The 19,719-nt window shown below is 68.9% G+C and carries 8 protein-coding genes; 4 read left to right on the forward strand and 4 right to left on the reverse strand.

Going from position 1 to position 19,719, the window contains the following annotated elements:
- Window positions 1–164: 164 nt before the first annotated feature.
- The 3 genes from ACH4T9_RS26510 (at window position 165) to ACH4T9_RS26520 (ending at window position 5,137) form a co-directional block, all read left to right on the forward strand.
- Window positions 165–2,258 carry a maltotransferase domain-containing protein gene (locus ACH4T9_RS26510; RefSeq protein WP_396674051.1) on the forward strand — a complete coding sequence of 698 codons (2,094 nt, stop codon included), beginning with the start codon at window positions 165–167 and terminating at the stop codon, window positions 2,256–2,258.
- On the forward strand, window positions 2,246–4,348 hold the full coding sequence (gene glgB / locus ACH4T9_RS26515; protein ID WP_396674052.1) for a 1,4-alpha-glucan branching protein GlgB: 2,103 nt from the start codon (window positions 2,246–2,248) through the stop codon (window positions 4,346–4,348). Before ACH4T9_RS26510 ends, glgB begins: the two co-directional genes overlap by 13 nt.
- A gap of 90 nt (window positions 4,349–4,438) precedes the next feature.
- Window positions 4,439–5,137: an MFS transporter gene (locus tag ACH4T9_RS26520; protein WP_396674053.1), complete on the forward strand. Its 699-nt coding sequence runs from the start codon at window positions 4,439–4,441 to the stop codon at window positions 5,135–5,137.
- Window positions 5,138–5,462: 325 nt separating this feature from the next.
- On the opposite strand, the gene ACH4T9_RS26525 is transcribed toward ACH4T9_RS26520, so the two are convergent.
- The 4 genes from ACH4T9_RS26525 to ACH4T9_RS26540 form a co-directional block, all read right to left on the reverse strand.
- On the reverse strand, window positions 5,463–7,490 hold the full coding sequence (locus ACH4T9_RS26525; RefSeq protein WP_396674054.1) for a family 10 glycosylhydrolase: 2,028 nt from the start codon (window positions 7,488–7,490) through the stop codon (window positions 5,463–5,465).
- Window positions 7,491–7,709: 219 nt separating this feature from the next.
- A complete protein-coding gene (locus tag ACH4T9_RS26530) occupies window positions 7,710–8,021 on the reverse strand; it encodes a DUF6346 domain-containing protein (protein ID WP_396674055.1) in 312 nt (103 codons plus the stop codon).
- 415 nt (window positions 8,022–8,436) lie between these two features.
- Complete coding sequence (locus tag ACH4T9_RS26535) at window positions 8,437–8,832, reverse strand: hypothetical protein (protein ID WP_396674056.1); 396 nt, start codon at window positions 8,830–8,832, stop codon at window positions 8,437–8,439.
- A gap of 71 nt (window positions 8,833–8,903) precedes the next feature.
- Window positions 8,904–15,260: an RHS repeat-associated core domain-containing protein gene (locus ACH4T9_RS26540; protein ID WP_396674057.1), complete on the reverse strand. Its 6,357-nt coding sequence runs from the start codon at window positions 15,258–15,260 to the stop codon at window positions 8,904–8,906.
- 407 nt (window positions 15,261–15,667) lie between these two features.
- Between ACH4T9_RS26540 and ACH4T9_RS26545 the strand changes: the two genes are divergently transcribed.
- Window positions 15,668–19,719: FG-GAP-like repeat-containing protein (locus ACH4T9_RS26545; protein WP_396686864.1), on the forward strand; the 4,052-nt coding region annotated here is incomplete at its 3' end.

The following is a 19,719-nucleotide window of genomic DNA, read 5'->3' on the forward strand; positions in this document are numbered from 1 at the left end:
ACGCCAGTAAGTAGCGCTGCGTGATCACGCTCGGTACCCGAACCGGAGCTGGGAGTATCCGTCGTCGGCCCTCGGATGCTTCCGGCGCAGGCCGGGTGAGCCGGGGCGGGTGCCGGTGGCCGCTTGGCCGCGCGCGAGACGATCTCGCACAGTAGGTTGGCGGAGTGACTGGACGGTTCCCGATCGAAGACGTCTCCCCCGTCGTCTCCTGCGGTCGCTACCCGGCCAAGGCGGTGGTCGGCGAGGCGGTGCCCGTGTCGGCACGCGCCTACCGGGAGGGGCACGACGCGCTGGGCTGCAACGTGGTCTGGCTCGGCCCCGACGGCAAGGCCCGGCCGTTCACCCGGATGCGCCCCGGCGAGCCCGGCCAGGACCGCTGGCACGCCACCGTTCGCCCCGACGCCGTCGGCGCGTGGGCCTTCGCCGTCGAGGCGTTCCAGGATCCGTACCTGACCTGGCAGAACGCGGTGACCAAGAAGGTCGCCGCCGGCCAGTGCGCGGCCGATCTGGCCAACGACCTGGCCGAGGGCGCGCGGGTGCTGACCGCGGCCGTGGACCTCGTACCGGCCGGCGACGCCGACCGGGTGACGGCGGCGGTGGCGGCGCTGCGCGACGAGCGGCTGGCGCTGCCCCGGCGGGTCGCCCCGGCCCTCGACCTGGCCGACCTGCTCTGGGCGCACCCGGTGCGCGAGCTGGTCACCACCGGCGAGGAGCACCGGCTCTGGGTGGACCGCCCCCTGGCGCTCTTCTCCTCCTGGTACGAGTTCTTCCCCCGCTCCGAGGGCGCGGTCCCGGCCACGGTCGACGCCCCGGCCCGCTCCGGCACGTTCGTCACGGCGAGGGACCGGCTGCCCGGGGTGGCGGCGATGGGCTTCGACGTGCTCTACCTGCCGCCGATCCACCCGATCGGCCGGGTCAACCGCAAGGGCCGCAACAACACGCTCACCGCCGGCCCCGACGACGTGGGCTCGCCGTGGGCGATCGGCGCGGCCGAGGGCGGCCACGACGCCATCCACCCCGACCTGGGTACGCCGGCGGACTTCCGCGACTTCGTCGCCGCAGCCGCCGAGCAGGGCCTGGAGGTGGCGCTGGACCTGGCGTTGCAGTGCGCCCCCGACCACCCGTGGGTGACCGAGCACCCGGAGTGGTTCACCACCCGGGCCGACGGCAGCATCGCGTACGCGGAGAACCCGCCGAAGAAGTACCAGGACATCTACCCGGTGAACTTCGACAACGACCCGGAGGGCATCCGGGCGGAGATCCTGCGGGTGGTGCTGCACTGGATCGGCGAGGGGATCCGGATCTTCCGGGTGGACAACCCGCACACCAAGCCGTTGGATTTCTGGCACTGGCTGATCGCCGAGGTCAAGAAGGTCGAACCGGACGTGCTGTTCCTCGCCGAGGCGTTCACCCGGCCGGCGATCATGCACGGGCTCGGCAAGATCGGCTTCACCCAGTCGTACACGTACTTCACCTGGCGCACGACGCCGGCCGAGATGCGGGAGTACTGCGAGGAGCTGGTCGCCTCGGCCGACCACATGCGGCCGAACTTCTGGCCGAACACGCCGGACATCCTGCACGAGACGTTGCAGCACGGCGGCCCGCCGATGTTCAAGATCCGAGCGGTGCTGGCCGCGCTGCTCTCCCCCTCCTGGGGCATGTACGCGGGCTACGAGCTGTTCGAGCACACCGCCCGCCCCGGCGCGGAGGAGTACCTGGACAACGAGAAGTTCGAGCTGCGCCCCCGGGACTGGGCGGACGCGCAGGCGCAGGGGCGCTCGCTGGCCCCGTTCGTCGCCACCCTCAACCGGGTCCGGCGCGACAACCCCGCCCTGCACCGGCTGCGCAACCTGGTCTTCCACGACATCGACAATCCGGCGCTGCTGTGCTGGTCAAAGCACGACCCGGACACCGGCAACGCGGTGATCGTGGTCTGCTCGTTCGACTCGCAGGCCGTGCAGTGGGGCAACACCACCCTCGACATGCCGGAGCTGGGCCTCGACTGGCACGAGCGGTTCACCGTGCACGACGAGCTGACCGGCGCCAGCTACGACTGGGGGCAGCACAACGCGGTACGGCTCGACCCGTACCTGCAACCCGCGCACGTGTTCACGGTGCGCCGGCCGGTCCCGCCCCCGGTGGAGCCGGCCGCGCCGGCCGCGCCCGACCTGACCGTGCAGGACGTGCCCTCCGAACTCTCCGGGGGCACCACCCCCACCGCTGCGGCTGACAAGGACGACGCACGATGGACGAGCTGATCGCCGGCGTGGCGCACGACCCGCACGCCGTGCTCGGCGCGCACCCCGCAGACGGGCGCACCACCGTCCGCACCCTGCGCCGGGGCGCTCAGGTGGTGAGCGTGCTCGTCGGCGACGAGCGGCACCCGGCGACCCGGGTGCACGACGCGGGCGTCTTCGAGGCCGTCCTGCCGGGTGAGGTGCTCGACTACCGGGTCGAGGTCGACGGCGCGGTGCACGACGACCCGTACCGTCACCCGCCCACCCTCGGCGAGCTGGACCTGCACCTGATCGGCGAGGGGCGGCACGAACGGCTGTGGGAGGCGCTCGGCGCCCGGGTCCGCGACGGGGGCGTGGCCTTCACCGTGTGGGCGCCCAACGCGCGCGGCGTGCGGGTGGTCGGCGACTTCACCGGCTGGGGCCCCGACGACGGCTGGCCGATGCGCTCGCTCGGCTCCAGCGGGGTGTGGGAGATCTTCGTCCCCGACGCGCCCGAGGGCGCGCGGTACAAGTACCGGATCCTCGGCGCCGACGGGCACTGGCGGGACAAGGCCGACCCCCTGGCCGCGTACGCGGAGGTGCCGCCGGCCACCGCGTCGGTGGTACACCGCTCGACGTACGAGTGGAACGACGCCGACTGGCTTGCGCGACGCGCGCGGCGGCAGCCCCACCAGGAGCCGATGAGCGTGTACGAGGTGCACCTCGGCTCGTGGCGGCCCGGCCTCGGCTACCGGGAGCTGGCCGAGCAGCTCACCGCGTACGTCACCGAGCTGGGCTTCACCCACGTGGAGTTCATGCCGGTGATGGAGCACCCGTTCGGCGGCTCCTGGGGCTACCAGGTCACCGGCTACTACGCGCCCACGTCCCGGTTCGGCAACCCAGACGACTTCCGGCACCTCGTCGACACCCTGCACGCCGCCGGGATCGGGGTGCTCCTGGACTGGGTGCCGGCGCACTTCCCCAAGGACGAGTGGGCGCTGGGCCGGTTCGACGGCACCCCGCTGTACGAGCACCCCGACCCGCGCCGGGGCGAGCACCCCGACTGGGGCACGTACGTCTTCGATTTCGGCCGCCGCGAGGTACGCAACTTCCTGGTCGCCAACGCGCTGTACTGGTGCGACGAGTTCCACGTCGACGGGCTGCGGGTCGACGCCGTCGCCTCGATGCTCTACCTGGACTACTCCCGCCCCGAGGGCCAGTGGCTGCCCAACGAGCACGGCGGCCGGGAGAACCTGGAGGCGATCGCCCTCATGCAGGAGGTCAACGCCACCGTCTACAAGCACCACGCCGGGGTGGTGATGATCGCCGAGGAGTCCACGTCCTGGCCGGGGGTGACCCGGCCGACCGCCGACGGCGGGCTGGGCTTCGGGTTCAAGTGGAACATGGGCTGGATGCACGACACCCTGCTCTACACCTCGAAGGACCCGATCCACCGGCAGCACCACCACCATCAGCTCACCTTCTCCCTCGCGTACGCCTGGAGCGAGAACTTCATGCTGCCGATCAGCCACGACGAGGTGGTCCACGGCAAGGGCTCCCTCGCCGCCAAGATGCCCGGGGACACCTGGCAGCGGCTGGCCAACGTGCGGGCGCTGCTGGCGTACATGTGGGCGCACCCGGGCAAGCAGCTCCTCTTCATGGGCTGCGAGCTGGGCGACGACCGGGAGTGGAGCGAGGAACGCGGCCTCGACTGGTACCTGCTGCACGACCCGGCGCGGGCCGGCGTGCAGCGCCTCGTCGGCGACCTGAACCGGGTCTACCGGGACACCCCGGCGCTGTGGGCGCAGGACACCGAACCGGCCGGGTTCCGCTGGATCGCCGGCGACGACGTCACCCACAACACGGTGTCGTTCATCCGGATCGCCCCCGACGGCGCGACCCTGGTCTGCGTGGCGAACTTCTCCGCCCTGCCGTTGGAGGACTACCGGATCGGGCTGCCCGCCGCCGGCACGTGGACGGAGGTGCTCAACACCGACGCCCATCACTACGGCGGGTCGGGGGTGGGAAATCTGGGCGAGGTCCAAGCCGAGGACGTGCCGTGGCACGGCCTGCCGGCATCCGTGGCACTGCGGGTGCCGCCGCTGGGCGCGCTCTGGCTGCGCCGGAACTAGGCGGGGCGCGACGGGGCGGAGCATCGGATTCCCTCGCCGGTGCCTGGTCGTGCCGTTCGAGGCTGCCTCGCCGGGGCCTACACTCGCCGTATGAGCGCACCCGGATACCCCGCACCGGCCCGACCGCCGGTGGTTCGCCCACTGTGGTCGCTGGCCGGTCCAGCGCTTGGTGCAATGGTCGCTGCCGGACTGCTCACCGCGCCGATCGGCCCGCTGGGCAGCGCGATCAGCCGCGACCTCGGACTGTCCACGATGGCCGTGACAATGACCGTGGTTGCACCGTACGCGGTGACGACGGCGGCCCTGGTCGTGCCCGGCTACCTGCTCGGCCGCCGGTGGCCCACCGCAACCGGGGTGCCAGCGCTGGTGCTCCTGGTCCTCGGGAGCGTGGTGAGCGCGTTCGCGCCGGGGGCGGCGCTGATGGCGGTTGGGGGGGTGGTCGTCGGGCTGGGTGCCGGAACTGTGATCGGCGTGGCTCTCGCCCTGTCCGGCCAGCTCGGACGCTGGCGCTCCCAGGCACGACTGGTGCTCGGCCTGGCGCTCGGCGCCGCTCTCTTGCTCGGACCCGTCGTGAGCGGCATAGTGGCGCAGGCGGTGAGTTGGCGGACGGTGTTCCTGGTCGGCGTGCCGGTGGCCGCAGTCGCGCTGACCGGCACCATAGCGAGCGGCATCGCCATGTTGGCCGTGCGTGGGTCCCGGCCTAGCCCGCAGGCGGCCCCCGCCACGACAACGCTGCCCCCGGCGAAACCCGCCTCGGCGGCCCAGCACGCCGACTATCCGTCAATTTGATCTTAAGCTGGCGCTTCGCCACCTCCCTGGTCGAAGAGTTCCGCCGCAGGAAGGCACGTCGCGAGTTCGAGCGTGGCACCCATCAAGACGATCTGCCGTTCCTTGGCTTCGTGACCGACCACGAGATGATTGGCGTCCGGGGGACGTCTACACCTTCGCGCAACTCCGGTCGCCCCTGGGACAGCCGCAACGGTCGACGGCCGCCAGCCGGGAGTTCACCGAGGCCTACGTGGCTGCTGCCATTCGGCCGTAGGCACCCGGAAGAGCACCTACGGCCGAATGGAGCGGGCACGGCATTGACCGTACGAGAGGTTTCTCTGCCGGCTCAGAGCCGGGTGATCCGGACGGCGTCGGCGACGACGTACCCCTGGGTGCTGGTCCAGCGGCTGACCCCGACGACCTGGCGCGTCCCCGCAGCGAAGTCGTAGGTGCCCAGCACCCGCCACTGCCCGCCGCCGGTGCGCTGGTCGACTTTGGTCGTCACGGTCCCGTTCGCCGTCGCCACCAGGTGCGGCGTGGCGCTGTTGTAGCCGGCGTCGGCCGGGTACCAGACCTCGACCCGGTACGAGCCGGCGGCGGGCAGGGTCGCGGTGAACCAGGCCGGGTCGCTGACCGCCTGCGGCTCGGCGAACCGGTAGTTGGTGCCGTACCGCGTGGCGAAGTACGACGACGTGCCCCAGGTGGCGGCGGCGGTGAAGCCGCTGGCGGTGGCGTTGTCCACGATCACGCTGAACGTGCCGCCGGTGCCGGTGACCACCCGCGCGTTGCTGGCGGGGCTCTCGTGCTGCAGCCGGTCCAGGCCGGTCACCAGGTAGCGGTAGGTCGAGCCGGGCGCGGCGGTGGCGTCGGTGAACGTGCCGGTGCTGCCCGAGGCGCGGACCGTGCCGAGCAGGTTGCGGGCGTCGGCCAGGTCGCAGGGGTCGACCGCGCCGTCGCCGGGCAGCCGGTACACCGCGTACGCGGCCGTGCTGCCGGTGCCGCCGCGCTGCCAGCTCAGGGTCACGCCGCCGGTGCCGCGCACGGCCGAGGTGAGGCTCGGCGCGGCGGGCGCGCTGCCGCCCACCCCGGCGGGCGCCAGCGCCGGCCGGCGGTAGTGGTCGGCCGCCACCCGGGAGACGGCGCCGATCCGGTCGGCGCGGACGTCCTTGGCGCTGAAGTGGATGTCCCCGGTGACCCGGGGGTGGGCGCGGTTGAGCGTAAGGTGGTCGGTCAGCTCGGCCGGGTCCTGCCAGGCCGCGTCCTGCCCCGATGCGCCGGCGCGGTAGGTGGCCTGCCCGACGAGGAGCTGCACGTTGGTGCCGGTCACGGTCTCCGACCACCAGCGGACCAGCTCCGCGTAGTCGGCCGAGGGGTGGCCGATGTGCCAGTAGATCTGCGGGGCGATGTAGTCGATCCAGCCCTGCTTCACCCAGCGGCGGGTGTCGGCGTAGATCGCGTCGTACGACTGGAGGCCGGTGGTGCGCGAGCCGAGCGGGTCCGTGCCGGCGTTGCGCCAGATGCCGAACGGGCTCACGCCGAGCTTCACCCACGGCTTGATCGCCTGGATCCGGTTGTGCATCTCCTGGACCAGCAGGTTCACGTTATTGCGCCGCCAGTCGGCGATGTTGCTGAAGCCGGTGCCGTACTGGGCGAAGGTGGCCGCGTCGGGGAAGCCGCCACCGCTGCCCGGGTACGGGTAGAAGTAGTCGTCCCAGTGCACGGCGTCGAGGTCGTACCGGCTGACGGCGTCCATCATGGCGTTCTGCACGAAGGCGCGGACGGCGGGAATGCCGGGGTTGTAGTAGAGCTGGCCGTTGTAAGCGACGGCCCAGCCCGGGTTCTTGCGGGCCGGGTGGCTGGCCGTCAGCTTGGTGAGGTCGGTGTGGTTGGCGACCCGGTACGGGTTGAACCAGGCGTGGAACTCCAGGTTGCGGGCGTGCGCCTCGGCCACCATGAAGGCCAGCGGGTCGTAGCCGGGGTTGCCGCCCTGGGTGCCGGTGAGCCAGTGCGACCAGGGCTCGTAGGTCGACGGCCAGAACGCGTCGGCGGTGGGGCGGATCTGCACGACGACGGCGTTCATCCGCCGCTGCTGGGCCAGGTCGAGCCAGCCCCGGTACTCCGCCTGTTGGGCGGCCGGGGTGAGCCCGGTGCGGCTGGGCCAGTCGATGTTGGCAACGCTGGCGATCCACATGCCCCGGAACTGCCGTTTCGGGGTGGCCGGATCGGTCACGCAGGCCGCCGCCTGGGCGGCGATCGGCGCGGTCTCGGGCGTGCTGGGCGGGGAGGCGGTGGCGCCCGTGGGGACGGCCACGCCGAGCGCCAGCGCCACCGTCAGCGCCGCGCCGGACAGGAATCGACCATAGTCTCTGCGCACGAAAAGAATATTCGATGCTGCCGGGCTGTTGCGCAAGTATCCTTCACAACTTTCACCGACCGGGGTCACTCCGGCACCCTGCTGCCCGGCCCGGCCCGGTGAGCCCCAGGGTCAGGCCCTTCCCCGCTCTTTCGCGGCGGTTCAGCGAGGTCGGGAACGCAAGGCGGCAACGGATTCCATCGTGTGCCTGATGTGGGATTCCAGGTGGACCAGCGGGTCTCAGCGGCGTTGCGGCCGGTGCTGTCGCCTACGGCGGTCGTAGATGTACGACGTCGTACCGGTGGTGCCGCCGGCCACGGTCTCCACCTCGCGACCGTCGCTGACCTGGACGGCTACCGCGCAGCGCCACCAGCACCCAAGGCCGTCGCCGCTCACCGGGCCGGCCCTGCGGCAGTCCCGCACCGTGGCCTCTGCCGACCGCTCGGCAGGGGTTGACTTCCCCGCCCCGGTGCCCGGATGAAAGCTCGCCAGCGTGTCGAACACCAGCGTCGAACCGACGATCGCGGCGACCACCACCGCGAACTGCGTCACGCGCCCCCAGGACGGGCCGCGCCGCTCATACGCGGCGATCTGCTCACGTTACGTCCGGGCGGGATCGGGGCCCGCGGTTGGCCGCACCGCAGGCCGCCCGTCAGTTACCTGCACGGTCGTCAGACGACGTAGTCAAAGGCGCAGTTTGACCAAGTTCGCCGCGATAGCCCTGGGAAGCCGCACAGCACAGGTCGACGGTCTCGCCCTCGCCGACCCCGATGTCACGCCCAGCGACCGTGAAGTCGTCGGTGCCGCCAAGGCAACGCCGATCTCGACGGCGTGCCTCCCCGTCAGCCTGCGGCCTCGGCATGCTCTGGATCCGCGGGTACGACGTGCGGGGCACCCGCAGGAGCCCCGCACGTCGTACCGGAATCAGCGTGTCGACTTTCGGTGCGTGCGCGAGAGCACGACCCGGTCAGTTCCTTTCGAGAATGAACCGACGATTCAGGTCAGGATCACCGACAAACCAGAACAGAACCACCTTTCCGTCGACTGACTCAGCTCGCAGATTGACCGAATAAGGAACCGGGAACCCGTCAAGCGCCTCGAAGACGAGAGCAACCTGGGTCTTCTTCTCGCTGGGGTCGTTGACCGCAGCGCGGATTGACCATTTTCCAGTCCCTGACCTTGTCGTCGGCCCGGATGACGCCGATCCCAGCAGCGAGACGGGAATCCGCGACGCGCGGAACAACCCATCGCCGTCGAACGACAACTCCGCCCGATCAGCCCCCTGCCACACACCGGCCACCATGTCGCTCGACAACTCCGGACGGGGATCGTCAAACCACCTCACTACGCCGATGGCGACCACGGCGACAAGGCACACCACGGATGAGGCGACCGCGGCAACTCCCACAGCGAGTCGCCACCGGGTACGTCTCGTCACTGCGGACACGCCGCGTTGACACAGGTGGTAGACCTGAAACGGTAACTCTGAATCATGTAACGCTCGATCGGGTAGGCATCCGCTCCACTCCCTGCATTCCCGTCACCGCGCGGCGGTGTCACTCCAGGAATTCGAGATCCAGAGTAAATGGTAGTGGCGTTCTGTACATGATACTCGACGACAGGATTGTCGTTCTCGTAGCCCACAACGCGCCAGTCAACGTCATACGATCCGGTGACCGCCATGAATCTGCTACTACCCAACGCACCCTTCGACGCGTTACTCAGCATGTCTCCGAATAAGTGCTTGTAGCTTTCACTCTTCGGCATGTCAGAGTAGTGGAAGTCCTGACGCCCGCCCAGTTCACCCGCAGCAGCACGCCTATCGATTTCCAGATAGATGTTCGCAAACTCGGACGTCATCCAGAGTTCCCTGGTCATCCGATCGCCCCAGCGGAAGTACTCATAGGTCGCACATTGATCAGTCGGGCCCAGGATGCCACAGTTCAGGTTCGGGGACTTGAAGCCCTGAATCATGTTCTGAAACCACTTCTTCACTATGGCGTCAGGGCTTTCGTGGCGCGTACCCTCCGCGTGGCAGTACTCCGGCGTCCCGAGCGTGCATGCCTCCGGCGGGGGCTTCGGCTTGCCGCCACCCTTGCCCTTACCACCCTTGCCGCCCCCGTACGTGGTCTTCTTGCCGCCGGGCTCGTGGATGGTGTAGCCGCCGCCGGGTGCGGGGGTGGAGTAGGTGGTGCACCGGTCGTCACCGCAGTCCTTCATGCCGGTGGGATCGCTGTAGCGGATGGGGCTGTTATGCCCATAGGCGTAGGGATTCCACTGCTGTGCGTCAGCGACGTCAATAACGGGGTCGACGGAGGTAAATCGTCCCGTTGCCGTGTCGTAGGCGCGGGCACCGACGACGGCGAGGCCGGTGGGGCTGGTCGGCTGGTTGAGAAAGCCGCGGTTGTCGGGTGCGGTGACGGCCGCGCCCCGAGCCGCCCCGTACGGGGTGTACTGGCGCCAGGTGGGGTGCTGTGCGGTGTTGTCGAGGTAGAGGGTCGGGGTGCCCTGATGGTCGACGATGGCGAAGGAGTAGGCCGTGCCGCTGCCGGAGCGGATGCAGCTACCGCCACCGGGGAGGCTGTAGTAGCGGTTTCCATCAATTGCGCTGGTGCTGGTGATGAGGGTGAGCTGCTGTCCCGGCAGGTACAAGGTGGTCTTGCCGGTTTCCTTTTGGAGCAACAGATTGCCGTCGGCGTCGTAGGTGAAGGTATTGACGCCGCTGGTACCGCCGGTGATTCCGGTGAGTTTGCCGGCGTCGTCCCAGGTGAGGGTCTGGTTACCCTGGGCGGCGTTGCGGCCGGTGGTGTTGCCGGCGTTGTCGTAGGTGTAGGCCGTGGCCCCGGCCGCTCCGCCGCTGGTGGCGGAGGAGGTCAAGGTGTGGGGCTTGTTCTGGCCGTTGCCGTCGTATGTGTAGGTAGTGGTGGTGTCGGCGCCGGTGCCGAGGTTGTGGTCGACCTGCTGGGTGCGGTTGCCGATCGGGTCGATGGTCCAGCTCGTCCAGTAGGCGCTGCCGGCACCGATGGTGTTGCCGACCATGGTCCTGTTGGTGGTAGTCGGGGTGATGGCGCAGTTGTCAGTGGCGGTCCAGGCCTCGGCGAGTCGGGCGAGGCCGTCGTAGCCGTAACACTGCGTCTCCGCCGGGGTGGTCACACCGAGGCGCTTGCTGGTCTTGCGGGTGAAGTTGCCGACCAGGTCGTACTTGTACTCCTGTTCGTCGATCGTGCTCGGGGTAACCGTGGAGCGGGTGACAAGTTGGTTGGTCAGCCGGCTGGTGTGCGCATCGTAGGTGTTGGTGACGTAGGCGGCGCTGGTGGCGGTGCCGAGGGTTTGCTGGTTGACCCGGCCCCATGCATCGTAGGTGACGCCGTTGGCGTAACCGGCGAGTCCGCCGAGGGTGGAGGGCAGGTCCAGCAGGCCGGAGTAGCCGTGCAGGACGGTCTCGACGGGCAGACTGCCCTTGGCCGGGTACGTGTCGGTCAGCGGCAGGCCCAGCACCGAGGTGTAGGTGTGCCCGAACACGTAGGACCCGCCGAGGGAGCCTTCGGTGGCGGGAATGGTGATCGTCTGTCCGAGGCTGTTGCCGAAGCTGTCGAACGCCTTCTGCTGGGTGGTGTACGCCTGCCCGCCCCGGTAGGCGATCGTGGTGGTGAGCTTGCCGATGGCGTTGGTAACCCCGGCGACGGCGTTGCTGTTGTCGTAGATCCAGGCGGCTCGCTGGTTGGCAGTCGACTGGTTGTCTACCGTGGCGGCGTACTCGCCGGTCTTGCGGTTCAGGGCATCGAAGGTGAACGACAGGGTCTTGTTGCGGCCGTCGATGGACTGCACGAGGTTGCCGTTGGCGTCGTAGACCATGCTGCTGTTGCCGGCGTCGGGGTCGGACTTTGCCACGACCCGGCCGAGCAGGTTGTAGGTCGAGGTCCACACGTTGTTGTCCGCGTCGGTCAGGGTCGCTTGGTTGCCGCGGCTGTCGTACCCGTACCTGCTGATCGCGGCAGTGCCGCCAGTGACCGCGAAGTCGCCGGTGAACGTGTCCGCCGGAGCGGTCACCGTCGGACGGGTGCTGTACTCGTGCAGTTCCTTCTTGCGCCCGAGTCCGTCGGTGACGGTGGCCATGACGACGCCACCGGCGGGCGGGATGACCGTGGCGCGGTCCCCGCCCTGGACCGTGGTCGTGGTGGAGACGGTCACGCCGTTCTTGACAGCGGCGGTGATGACGGCACGGCCGAGGCCATCGTAGGTGGTGAAGGTTTGGTTCGGCACCTGCTTACCCAGGTCCGCGGCCGACACCGGCGCGCTTACCGTCGGCGTCGTCGCGTCGTCCCACCAGCCGTTGTACGACGCCCTCGTCCAGCCCCGGGTGTCGTAGAACGTGTCGGTGATCATCCGGCCACCCTGTGGGGTGACCGACTGAGTCTGCCGATTACGTAGCAGCGCGTCGTAGAGAGTGACCGAGGTCTGGTAGCCGCTGGAGTTGTTCAGCTTCTGGCTGGTCGCGGCCGTGACACCGGTCTTCGACACCGTGTAGGTGAACTTATGGTTGGCTGCACTGCTCAGGGGGCGGTTGTTCAACCAGACAGCGGTGTTCCGCCCAAGCGCGTCATACTGTTGCCGGGTCACCACGGTGTTCACAGCGGTGCTGGCCATACTGCTACCGCGCTTCGGGTTCACCGTGACCGACGAGGTCTGGTTCAGGGCATTGGTCGCCGATGTGCCGGTGACCAGATTGACGGTGTTCATGGTGTAGCCGTTGGTCGTCTTGTTCCCCTTGGCGTCGAAGGAGTCCGTCACCCGGCCGAAGGAGTCGTATGCCGACCTACTTCCGGTCTGCCAGATATAGGTGCCCGAGCCAGAATCTTTGGCGATCTGGGTCATGGTGACGTTGCCCTTGGTCGGGGCGGCTGTCTGGGGAAAGGTGGTCGCGAAGGTCGGGTCGTCGTAGAAGCTCCGCTCGACCTTGACCACCTGGGCCGGCCGGTTCACTGTCCCCGGCGCAGTTAGCGTATTCACACCACCTGGCTCCGAGGCTGGGCTCCCCAGGGTGAAGCCGCCGCAGGCCACGGACACCGTTTCGGTCTGGCCCACCAGGCCAACCAGATTCTTGCCAGCATTGACCGGGGCATACGTGTAGGTAGTGCACTGGTCGTGCTCCGCGTTGATCGGCACCGTGTAGCTGTAGGTGTGCTTCAGCTCGCCGACGGTCGCGCTGGTGGTGCTCGCGTCATAGGCGCTGTCGGTGGCGGTGTACCGCCAAGTGACCGCGCCGCTGCTAGTGACCGCCTGCCGGGTGTACGTCTTGATCGGCGCTACCCACTGTGCGGTCAACGCCGACAGGCCGGTACGGGTCCGAGTCGCGGTGGCCCCGGACACCCAGTACGAGGTGATGGTCGAGGAGTCGACCCGGCCGCCCTCACCGAGGTACTGGGTGGTCTCCAGTTCCTTACCGGCGAGTTCGTCGATGTCCTCGTGGGTGCCGCCGGCGGAGTCGGTCAGGTTGACCACGGTGGTGTTGTTGTTCTTGCTCATCCCGCGGTGATAGACCACCTCGGACTGGGTACGACGGTCGTTGACGCCGTCACCGTTGAAGGTGCGCACCTTGCCGTAGCCGCGGAACTGGCCGTAGGTGCGGTACTTCTTCTTGACGACCTCGTTCTCGTCGTAGTGCCAGGCCGCCCCGCCCAGGTAGCTGTAGCTGGTCGACAGCGCCGGTGCCCCGCCGGTCGGGTCGGTGGAGGTGATTCGGGTGACGGCGTACTTGTGGAACCAGTCCAGGAACGGGTTCACGTACCCGTCCGGGGTCCAGTACACCGGGTAGCACGACTTGGTGTTGCTGGCCGGGGCGGTGGTGACCGGCGCGGTGCACGGCACCGGCAACTCATACGTCGGGGAAATTACCGAGCCGGTCTCGGTGGTGATGGTCGCGATGCGCTGCCGGTAGAAGTTGGGCAGGCCGCCGGTGGTGTCGACCCGGTTGGCCAGCTTGATGCCGGTGAACGACATCGACGGGAGGGTGATCGCCGCCGTCGAGCCGCCCGCGCTGGTGTCGTGCCCGGTCCGGGCGATCGAGGAGAGCCAGAGCGTCGGGGAGGTGCCGTCACCGGTGGCCGGCATCGTGTGGGTCAGGGCGTACGAGTCGACCTTCTCGTAGGCCGAGGTGGCGGTGTTGTACTGCTGCGCCTCGATCGAGGTCAACCGGACGGTGGAGAAGAACGACGGGCTCCAGTCGTCACAGTCGGTACCGGAGTTGCAGATCAGGTCGAACGGCACGTCGGGCCAGTTCGCCTTGTTCGCCGAGTTCAGCGGCTGACAGGTGCCCGACAGGCACCGGTCGCCGGTGTTGAGCACGACCTGGTTCGGCACAGTGCCGTAGGCGTTGCCGTCGGTGAAGCCGTAGTCGATGCGCGCCAGGTTGCTGTCCCGGATGTAGGCGACGTCGGTGGCGCCCTTGTTGCGGCCGTAGTAGTTGGTGGCCTGGTTGTAGTAGTAGGCCATCGCGTTGCCGTGGACGTCCTTGACGTAGTCCAGGTTCCACCGGTACGCCATCGTGCAGACCGAGGAGGAGAACCCGGCCGAGTCGTAGCACGGGTCCCCGGAGTGCGGGGAGTACACCGGGCTGTGGTCGACCGACTTGGTCTCCGCCTTGCCCGAGGTCCAGCCGGGCAACCGGTTGCGGCCGAACTCGTACATGGTGCCGTCGCGCAGGGTCACCCGCCAGTAGTCCGTGTTGTAGGTGCCGCTGCCGTTGTTCGAGTTCGTCACCCGGGTGACGACCTCGCCGTTGTCCGACTCCGGCTCCCACACACTCGTCGTCGAATCCCAGACCAGTGCGGTGGACGAGCCGTTCAGTGACAGGGTCAGGATCGGCCCGTCGTAGCAGCGGTCCGCGGTCTTCACCGGCGACGCGCTGCCGCCCGGCTCGTCCATGCACGAGGCGAAGGTCTGCTCGACATAGGAGCGCGGGCTCGACCAGCCGTCGCCGGCCCAGGACGCCTGCGCGTTGGTCGAGGCGGTCTGCCCGTCCACGCTGCCCGAGTCGTAGGACAGGGCGACCGTGGGCACCAGGTCCGACGCCGCAGGCGGCACCGTGACCGGGTACGAGTACGTGAACGAACCCGTGTTCCCGCCACCGGTCCAGGAACCCGACGGCTTCAGGTCCGTCGCGGCGTACGTGCCGCCCTTACCGCCCTCATCACCCGCCGCGGCCACCGCCGCCAGCACCGTCCGCGCGCCCGCACCGGAGGATGCCATGGGCACCACGGCCGAGACCGACTTCGCCGCCACGTCGTTGGTCGAGGACAGCGCTTCGCCCGTCCGGCACGCGGGCAGATTCGGGGTGGTGAGCGCGCACTCGGGCAGCCGCACCAGCCTCAGCCGGGAGCCGTAGTTACCGCCGTACGCCTCCGCGAACCCCTCGTAGTCCACCCCGACCCGGACCGCACCGGACGACGTGTCGGGGACAACCGACAGCAGCACACCGTCGACTCCGGTGGCCTCCGCGGCCTTCCGGTCCGCCACCGTCACCGTCAACCGGGCCGGCCCGGTGCGCTTGCCGTCCTTGGCCGCGACCGGCTGGGCCCACACCGGCGTACCCGCCACCCGTGCCTTGACCGATGACGCCGACAGTGCCTGCGACGCCGACAGTTCGACCTGCCCCGACGCGGCCCTCGGCCACACCGTCCGCGACGGACGGTGGTTCGACTTCGCGTCGTCCGGTGGTGTCACGAACCGCGTCGGCAACGGCTTCACGCCCTTGACCGACTGCCCCGGCGACGTCGCCGGTGGCTTCGTCACCTCCGCGCCCTTGGGTTTCGCCGACGCCGGCGTACCCGTCAACATGCCCGCCGCCAATGACGCCGACGCGATCACCGCGACCAGACGTCTGGGACGAGTCAGCAGGCGTAAGCCCCCGTACTCGATCATGCGCACCCCACTCCGCGAGAGACAAGGAAAACCACGCAGGGTGGTCGAATGCGCACCCCCGTGGCGCCCGACAATGTTTCACGTCCAGAGCCGCCAAAGGTCACGAGGGGATAACGATAGACATACTTCCATAGATCAAATCCGTCGCAGTGCGTCCGAAAGGGACGACACAGTGTGACCTCAACCGTTCCTTGAGTGAGCGCGAGCTGATTCACTGTGGCCGCTCAGCGGACGCGGTCATGTGTCCATCGGACACGCTCACGGGGAGGAACCACGCCATGCCCACAGGTCACCCACCACACCCGACGAAATCGACGAGAACCATCGCGATCAGCGCGGTGGTGAGCCTCGTCGCGGCCAGCTCGGCCGCAGTCCTGGCCGCCTCGCCAGCGGTGGCAACAGCCGCCCCAGCCGCCGCCACGCCGGCACCCGTGCTCGGGGTGGATCAGGCGGTGGCGCAGGCCCGCCGCACCGGCAGACCGGTCGAGGCGAACGCCGCCGGCACGTCCACCGCCACCCTCACCGCCCGCCCCGACGGCACCATCGAGCTGACCCAGACCGCCGTGCCGACCCGCACCCGGGTCGACGGGGCATGGAAGAACCTTGACCCCACCCTCGTCCGGCACGCTGACGGCAGCATCACCCCGGCGGTGACGACCAACGAGGTCCGGCTGTCCCCCGGCGGCACCGGCCCCCTGGCCGAGCTGGTCAGCGGCGACCGGGCCCTGTCACTTGCCGCCCCCATGCCCCTGCCCAAGCCCGCCCTCACCGGCCCGACGGCCACCTACCCCGAGGTCCTGCCCGGGGTCGACCTCACCGTCACCGTCACCGCCGAGGGCGGCTTCTCCCACGTCTTCGTGGTCAAGAACCGCCAGGCCGCCGCCAACCCGAAACTCGCCGCCCTCGACCTGGCCACCACCGCCAAGGGGATCGCCCTCGCCGCCGACACGGCCGGGAACATCACCGGCCGCGACCGCGCCGGCCAGACCGTCCTCACCGCTCCCGCCCCCACCATGTGGGACTCCACCGCCGCCAAGGCAGCGGGTACGGCGCGACGCGGCACCGCCGCCTCCAGCCCCGCCGCCCCCGGCCTCGCCGCGAAAAGCGCCCCCATCGCAGTGAAGATCACCGCAGGCACGCTCCGCCTGACCCCTGACCGGAAGCTCCTGAACGATCCACGCAGCGTCTACCCGGTCTTCATCGACCCGACGTTCACCTGGACACCGGTCGGGCCGAAGATGTCCGGCTGGGCCACGATCTCCTACCAGCACCAGTCCACCAACTACTGGAAGGACACCCCGGACCCGAACGACCGGATGCAGGTCGGCAACTCCGGCAGCCAACGCTCCCAGACCCTGGTCAACTTCCCCATCCCCTACAGCACCCTGGCCGGGGCCGAGATCTACGACGCCATCTTCAAAATCACCAACACCCTGTCCTGGAGCTGCACCGCCAAGACCGTCAACGTCTACGCCCCCGCGACGACCCTGGCCGCCGCCAACGCCACCTGGAACCACTGGGAAGGCGTCGCCAACGGCCCCCTGGCCGCGTCGAAGAGCTTCGCCCACGGCTACAGCGGCTGCGACGCCGCCGCCGTCTCCTTCGACATCACGAACCAGGTCGAGGCCGACGTCACCGCTCAGAAGGCCACCCGCACCCTGCGGATGATCGCCGCCAACGAGGCCAGCGACACCCAGAGCTGGAAAGAGTTCCTCGAAACCAGCCCCACCCTCACCATCCGCTACAACCACAAACCCAACAAGCCGGCCGGCCTGACAACCTCGCCGAAGACCGTCTGCACGGGCGGCACCACCATCGGCGACGCCGGCGTGTCCCTCTACGCCCCCGTCTCCGACCGCAACGGCGGCACCCTCGGCACCAGTTTCAAGCTCTGGAAGACCACCGACGCCACCCAGACCGCGCTGGCCTCCTCCAACCCGAACCTGCTGACCTACTCCTCCGGCAGCACCGCCGTCCTCGTCGTCCCCGTCGCCACCCTCCGCACAGCGTCCGGCGTCACCACCACCAGCACCGGCGCGGCCACCAGCTTCTCCTGGAAGGTCCAGGCCACCGACTTCCGCACCCCCAGCGACTGGTCGGCCACCTGCACATTCACCTTCGACCCGACCCGGCCGGGGTCACCGGCCGTCTCCCACCCGGGCGACCTGACCACCACGGTGGGCGAGCCGGCGGCCTTCACCATCACCAAGTCGGAGAGCAGCACCGGCAGCACCCCGACCAGCTACGTCTACCAACTCAACGCCGGCCCGCCCAACGACGTCCCAGCCGACAGCAACGGCAACGCCACGATCGCCGTCTCCCCCACCCGGTTCACGAACACGCTGACCGTGACGAGCGTGTCAACCGGAGGCAACTTCGGCGACTCGGCCAGCGTCACCTTCAACTCGAACCCGGCCGCCACAGCCGCCGACGCCGACCTCACCGGCGACGGCACCGCCGACCTACTCACCGTCGGCGCCACCAACGGCCTGCCCTCCGGACTCTGGCTCGGCGCCGGCAACACTGAGGGCACCGCCCTCCCCGGCACCAACATCGGCACCCGCGGCAACGGCGTCACCGGCAACAACTCTCCCGCCGACTTCGACGGCGCCCAGGCCCTCACCGGACACTTCACCGGCACCGGCCTCCAGGACGTCCTCGTCTACTATCCCGGCGGCGTCAACCCCGGCGGCGCCGGAATCCTCCGCACCAACGGCGACGGCTCCACCATCCAAGCCCAACTCAGCGGCAACCAGTTCAGCATCGACCCCGGCCAACTCCTCGACGACAACGGCAACCGACCGATCCAACTCGCCAACGCCGACGACACCCGCAACCTCAACTCCCCATACCCCGACCTGATCGGCACCAGCGGCGACCCCACCAACGGCTACCACCTCACCTACTACCCCAACCTCGGCATGATCGGCGGCAACGTCAACCCCCAATACACCACTGCCACCACACCCAACGGCGGAACCGACTGGAACAACTGGACCATCACCACCGCCCAACTCACCGGCGGCACCGCCATGTTCCTGTGGAACCGCACCACCGGCGCCCTACATCTCTGGACCGACCTCAACTACACCGAAGAAACCGGTCAACTGACCTACACCCCCCACACCCTCTCCACCACCTGGAACACCGGCACGAACCTCACCCTCCGCGCCGCCGACACCAACGCCGACGGCACCCCTGACCTCTGGACCACCGGCACCGGCGGCAACATCACCCTCTGGAAGGTCACCAACCTCACCACCGGCACCGGCACCATCGCCGCCCAACCCACCCAAAACCTCATCACCGCGGACCACAGCTGGCAACTCAACGACGCGGGAAGCGGCGCCGTGACCGGCGCCGACGTGGCTGAGGACTCCGTCGGCATCCTGCACGCCACCGGGGCCGGCAACAGCACCTGGAACACCGGAGACCTGTTCGAGCGGGACGTACTGCTGGATGGTACGAACAGCATGCTGGCCACAACCGGGCCCGCGGTGGCGACGAACGCCGACTTCACGGTGTCCGCCTGGGTCAAGCCGACCGCCGCGGGCGGCACCGTCCTCTCCCAGGACGCAACGAACACGGCCGGCTTCAAGCTCTGGATCGACGCCTCGGACAGCAGCTGGCGCGTCGCGATGTCACAAAGTGACGTGACTAGCCCGGTGTGGGACGTCGCCAGCGCTGGCGCGAACACCGCCAGGCTGGGTGTCTGGACACACGTGACGGTCAGCTACGAGAAAGCCAACAGCCGTCTCGGGCTCTACCTCGGCAACCTGAACAAGGCGGTGGTCAACCACGCCGGGAACTGGACGGCGAACGGGCCGTTCCGGATGGGCGCGCACCGGACGTCCGCTACCGGGCACGGCGGCTGGTTCAAGGGTCAGCTTAGCCAGGTGCTCGCATGGAACACGGTGGTGAGCCCGGTCCAAGCGGTTCCGGCTGGTCCTCAACGAGATTTCAACGGTGACGGCTACCCGGACGTTATGGCGCGGTACACGCCCAACAACAACATCCTTCTCTACAAGGGCGACGGCGGCGGTCGCTTCCAGTCGGGGTCGACCGTCGTCGGGGCCAGCTGGTCCGCATTCGACACCATCCTCTCGCCCGGCGACTTCAACAACGACGGCAACACCGACGTCATAGCCCGACACGCCACCACCAAAGACCTCTACCTCTACAAAGGCAACGGCACCGGAAGCTTCATCTCCGGCTCGACAATCATCGGGGCCAACTGGTCCGCATTCGACACCATCCTCTCGCCCGGCGACTTCAACAACGACGGCAACACCGACGTCATAGCCCGACACGCCACCACCAAAGACCTCTA

The sequence above is a fragment of the Micromonospora sp. NPDC020750 genome, assembly GCF_044334565.1.
Lineage (GTDB): Bacteria > Actinomycetota > Actinomycetes > Mycobacteriales > Micromonosporaceae > Micromonospora.

Coding starts and splice junctions, on each gene's coding strand:
- glgB (WP_396674052.1), top strand. CDS start 2,246: ATGGACGAGCTGATCGCCGGCGTGGCGCACGACCCGCACGCCGTGCTC.
- ACH4T9_RS26520 (WP_396674053.1), top strand. CDS start 4,439: ATGAGCGCACCCGGATACCCCGCACCGGCCCGACCGCCGGTGGTTCGC.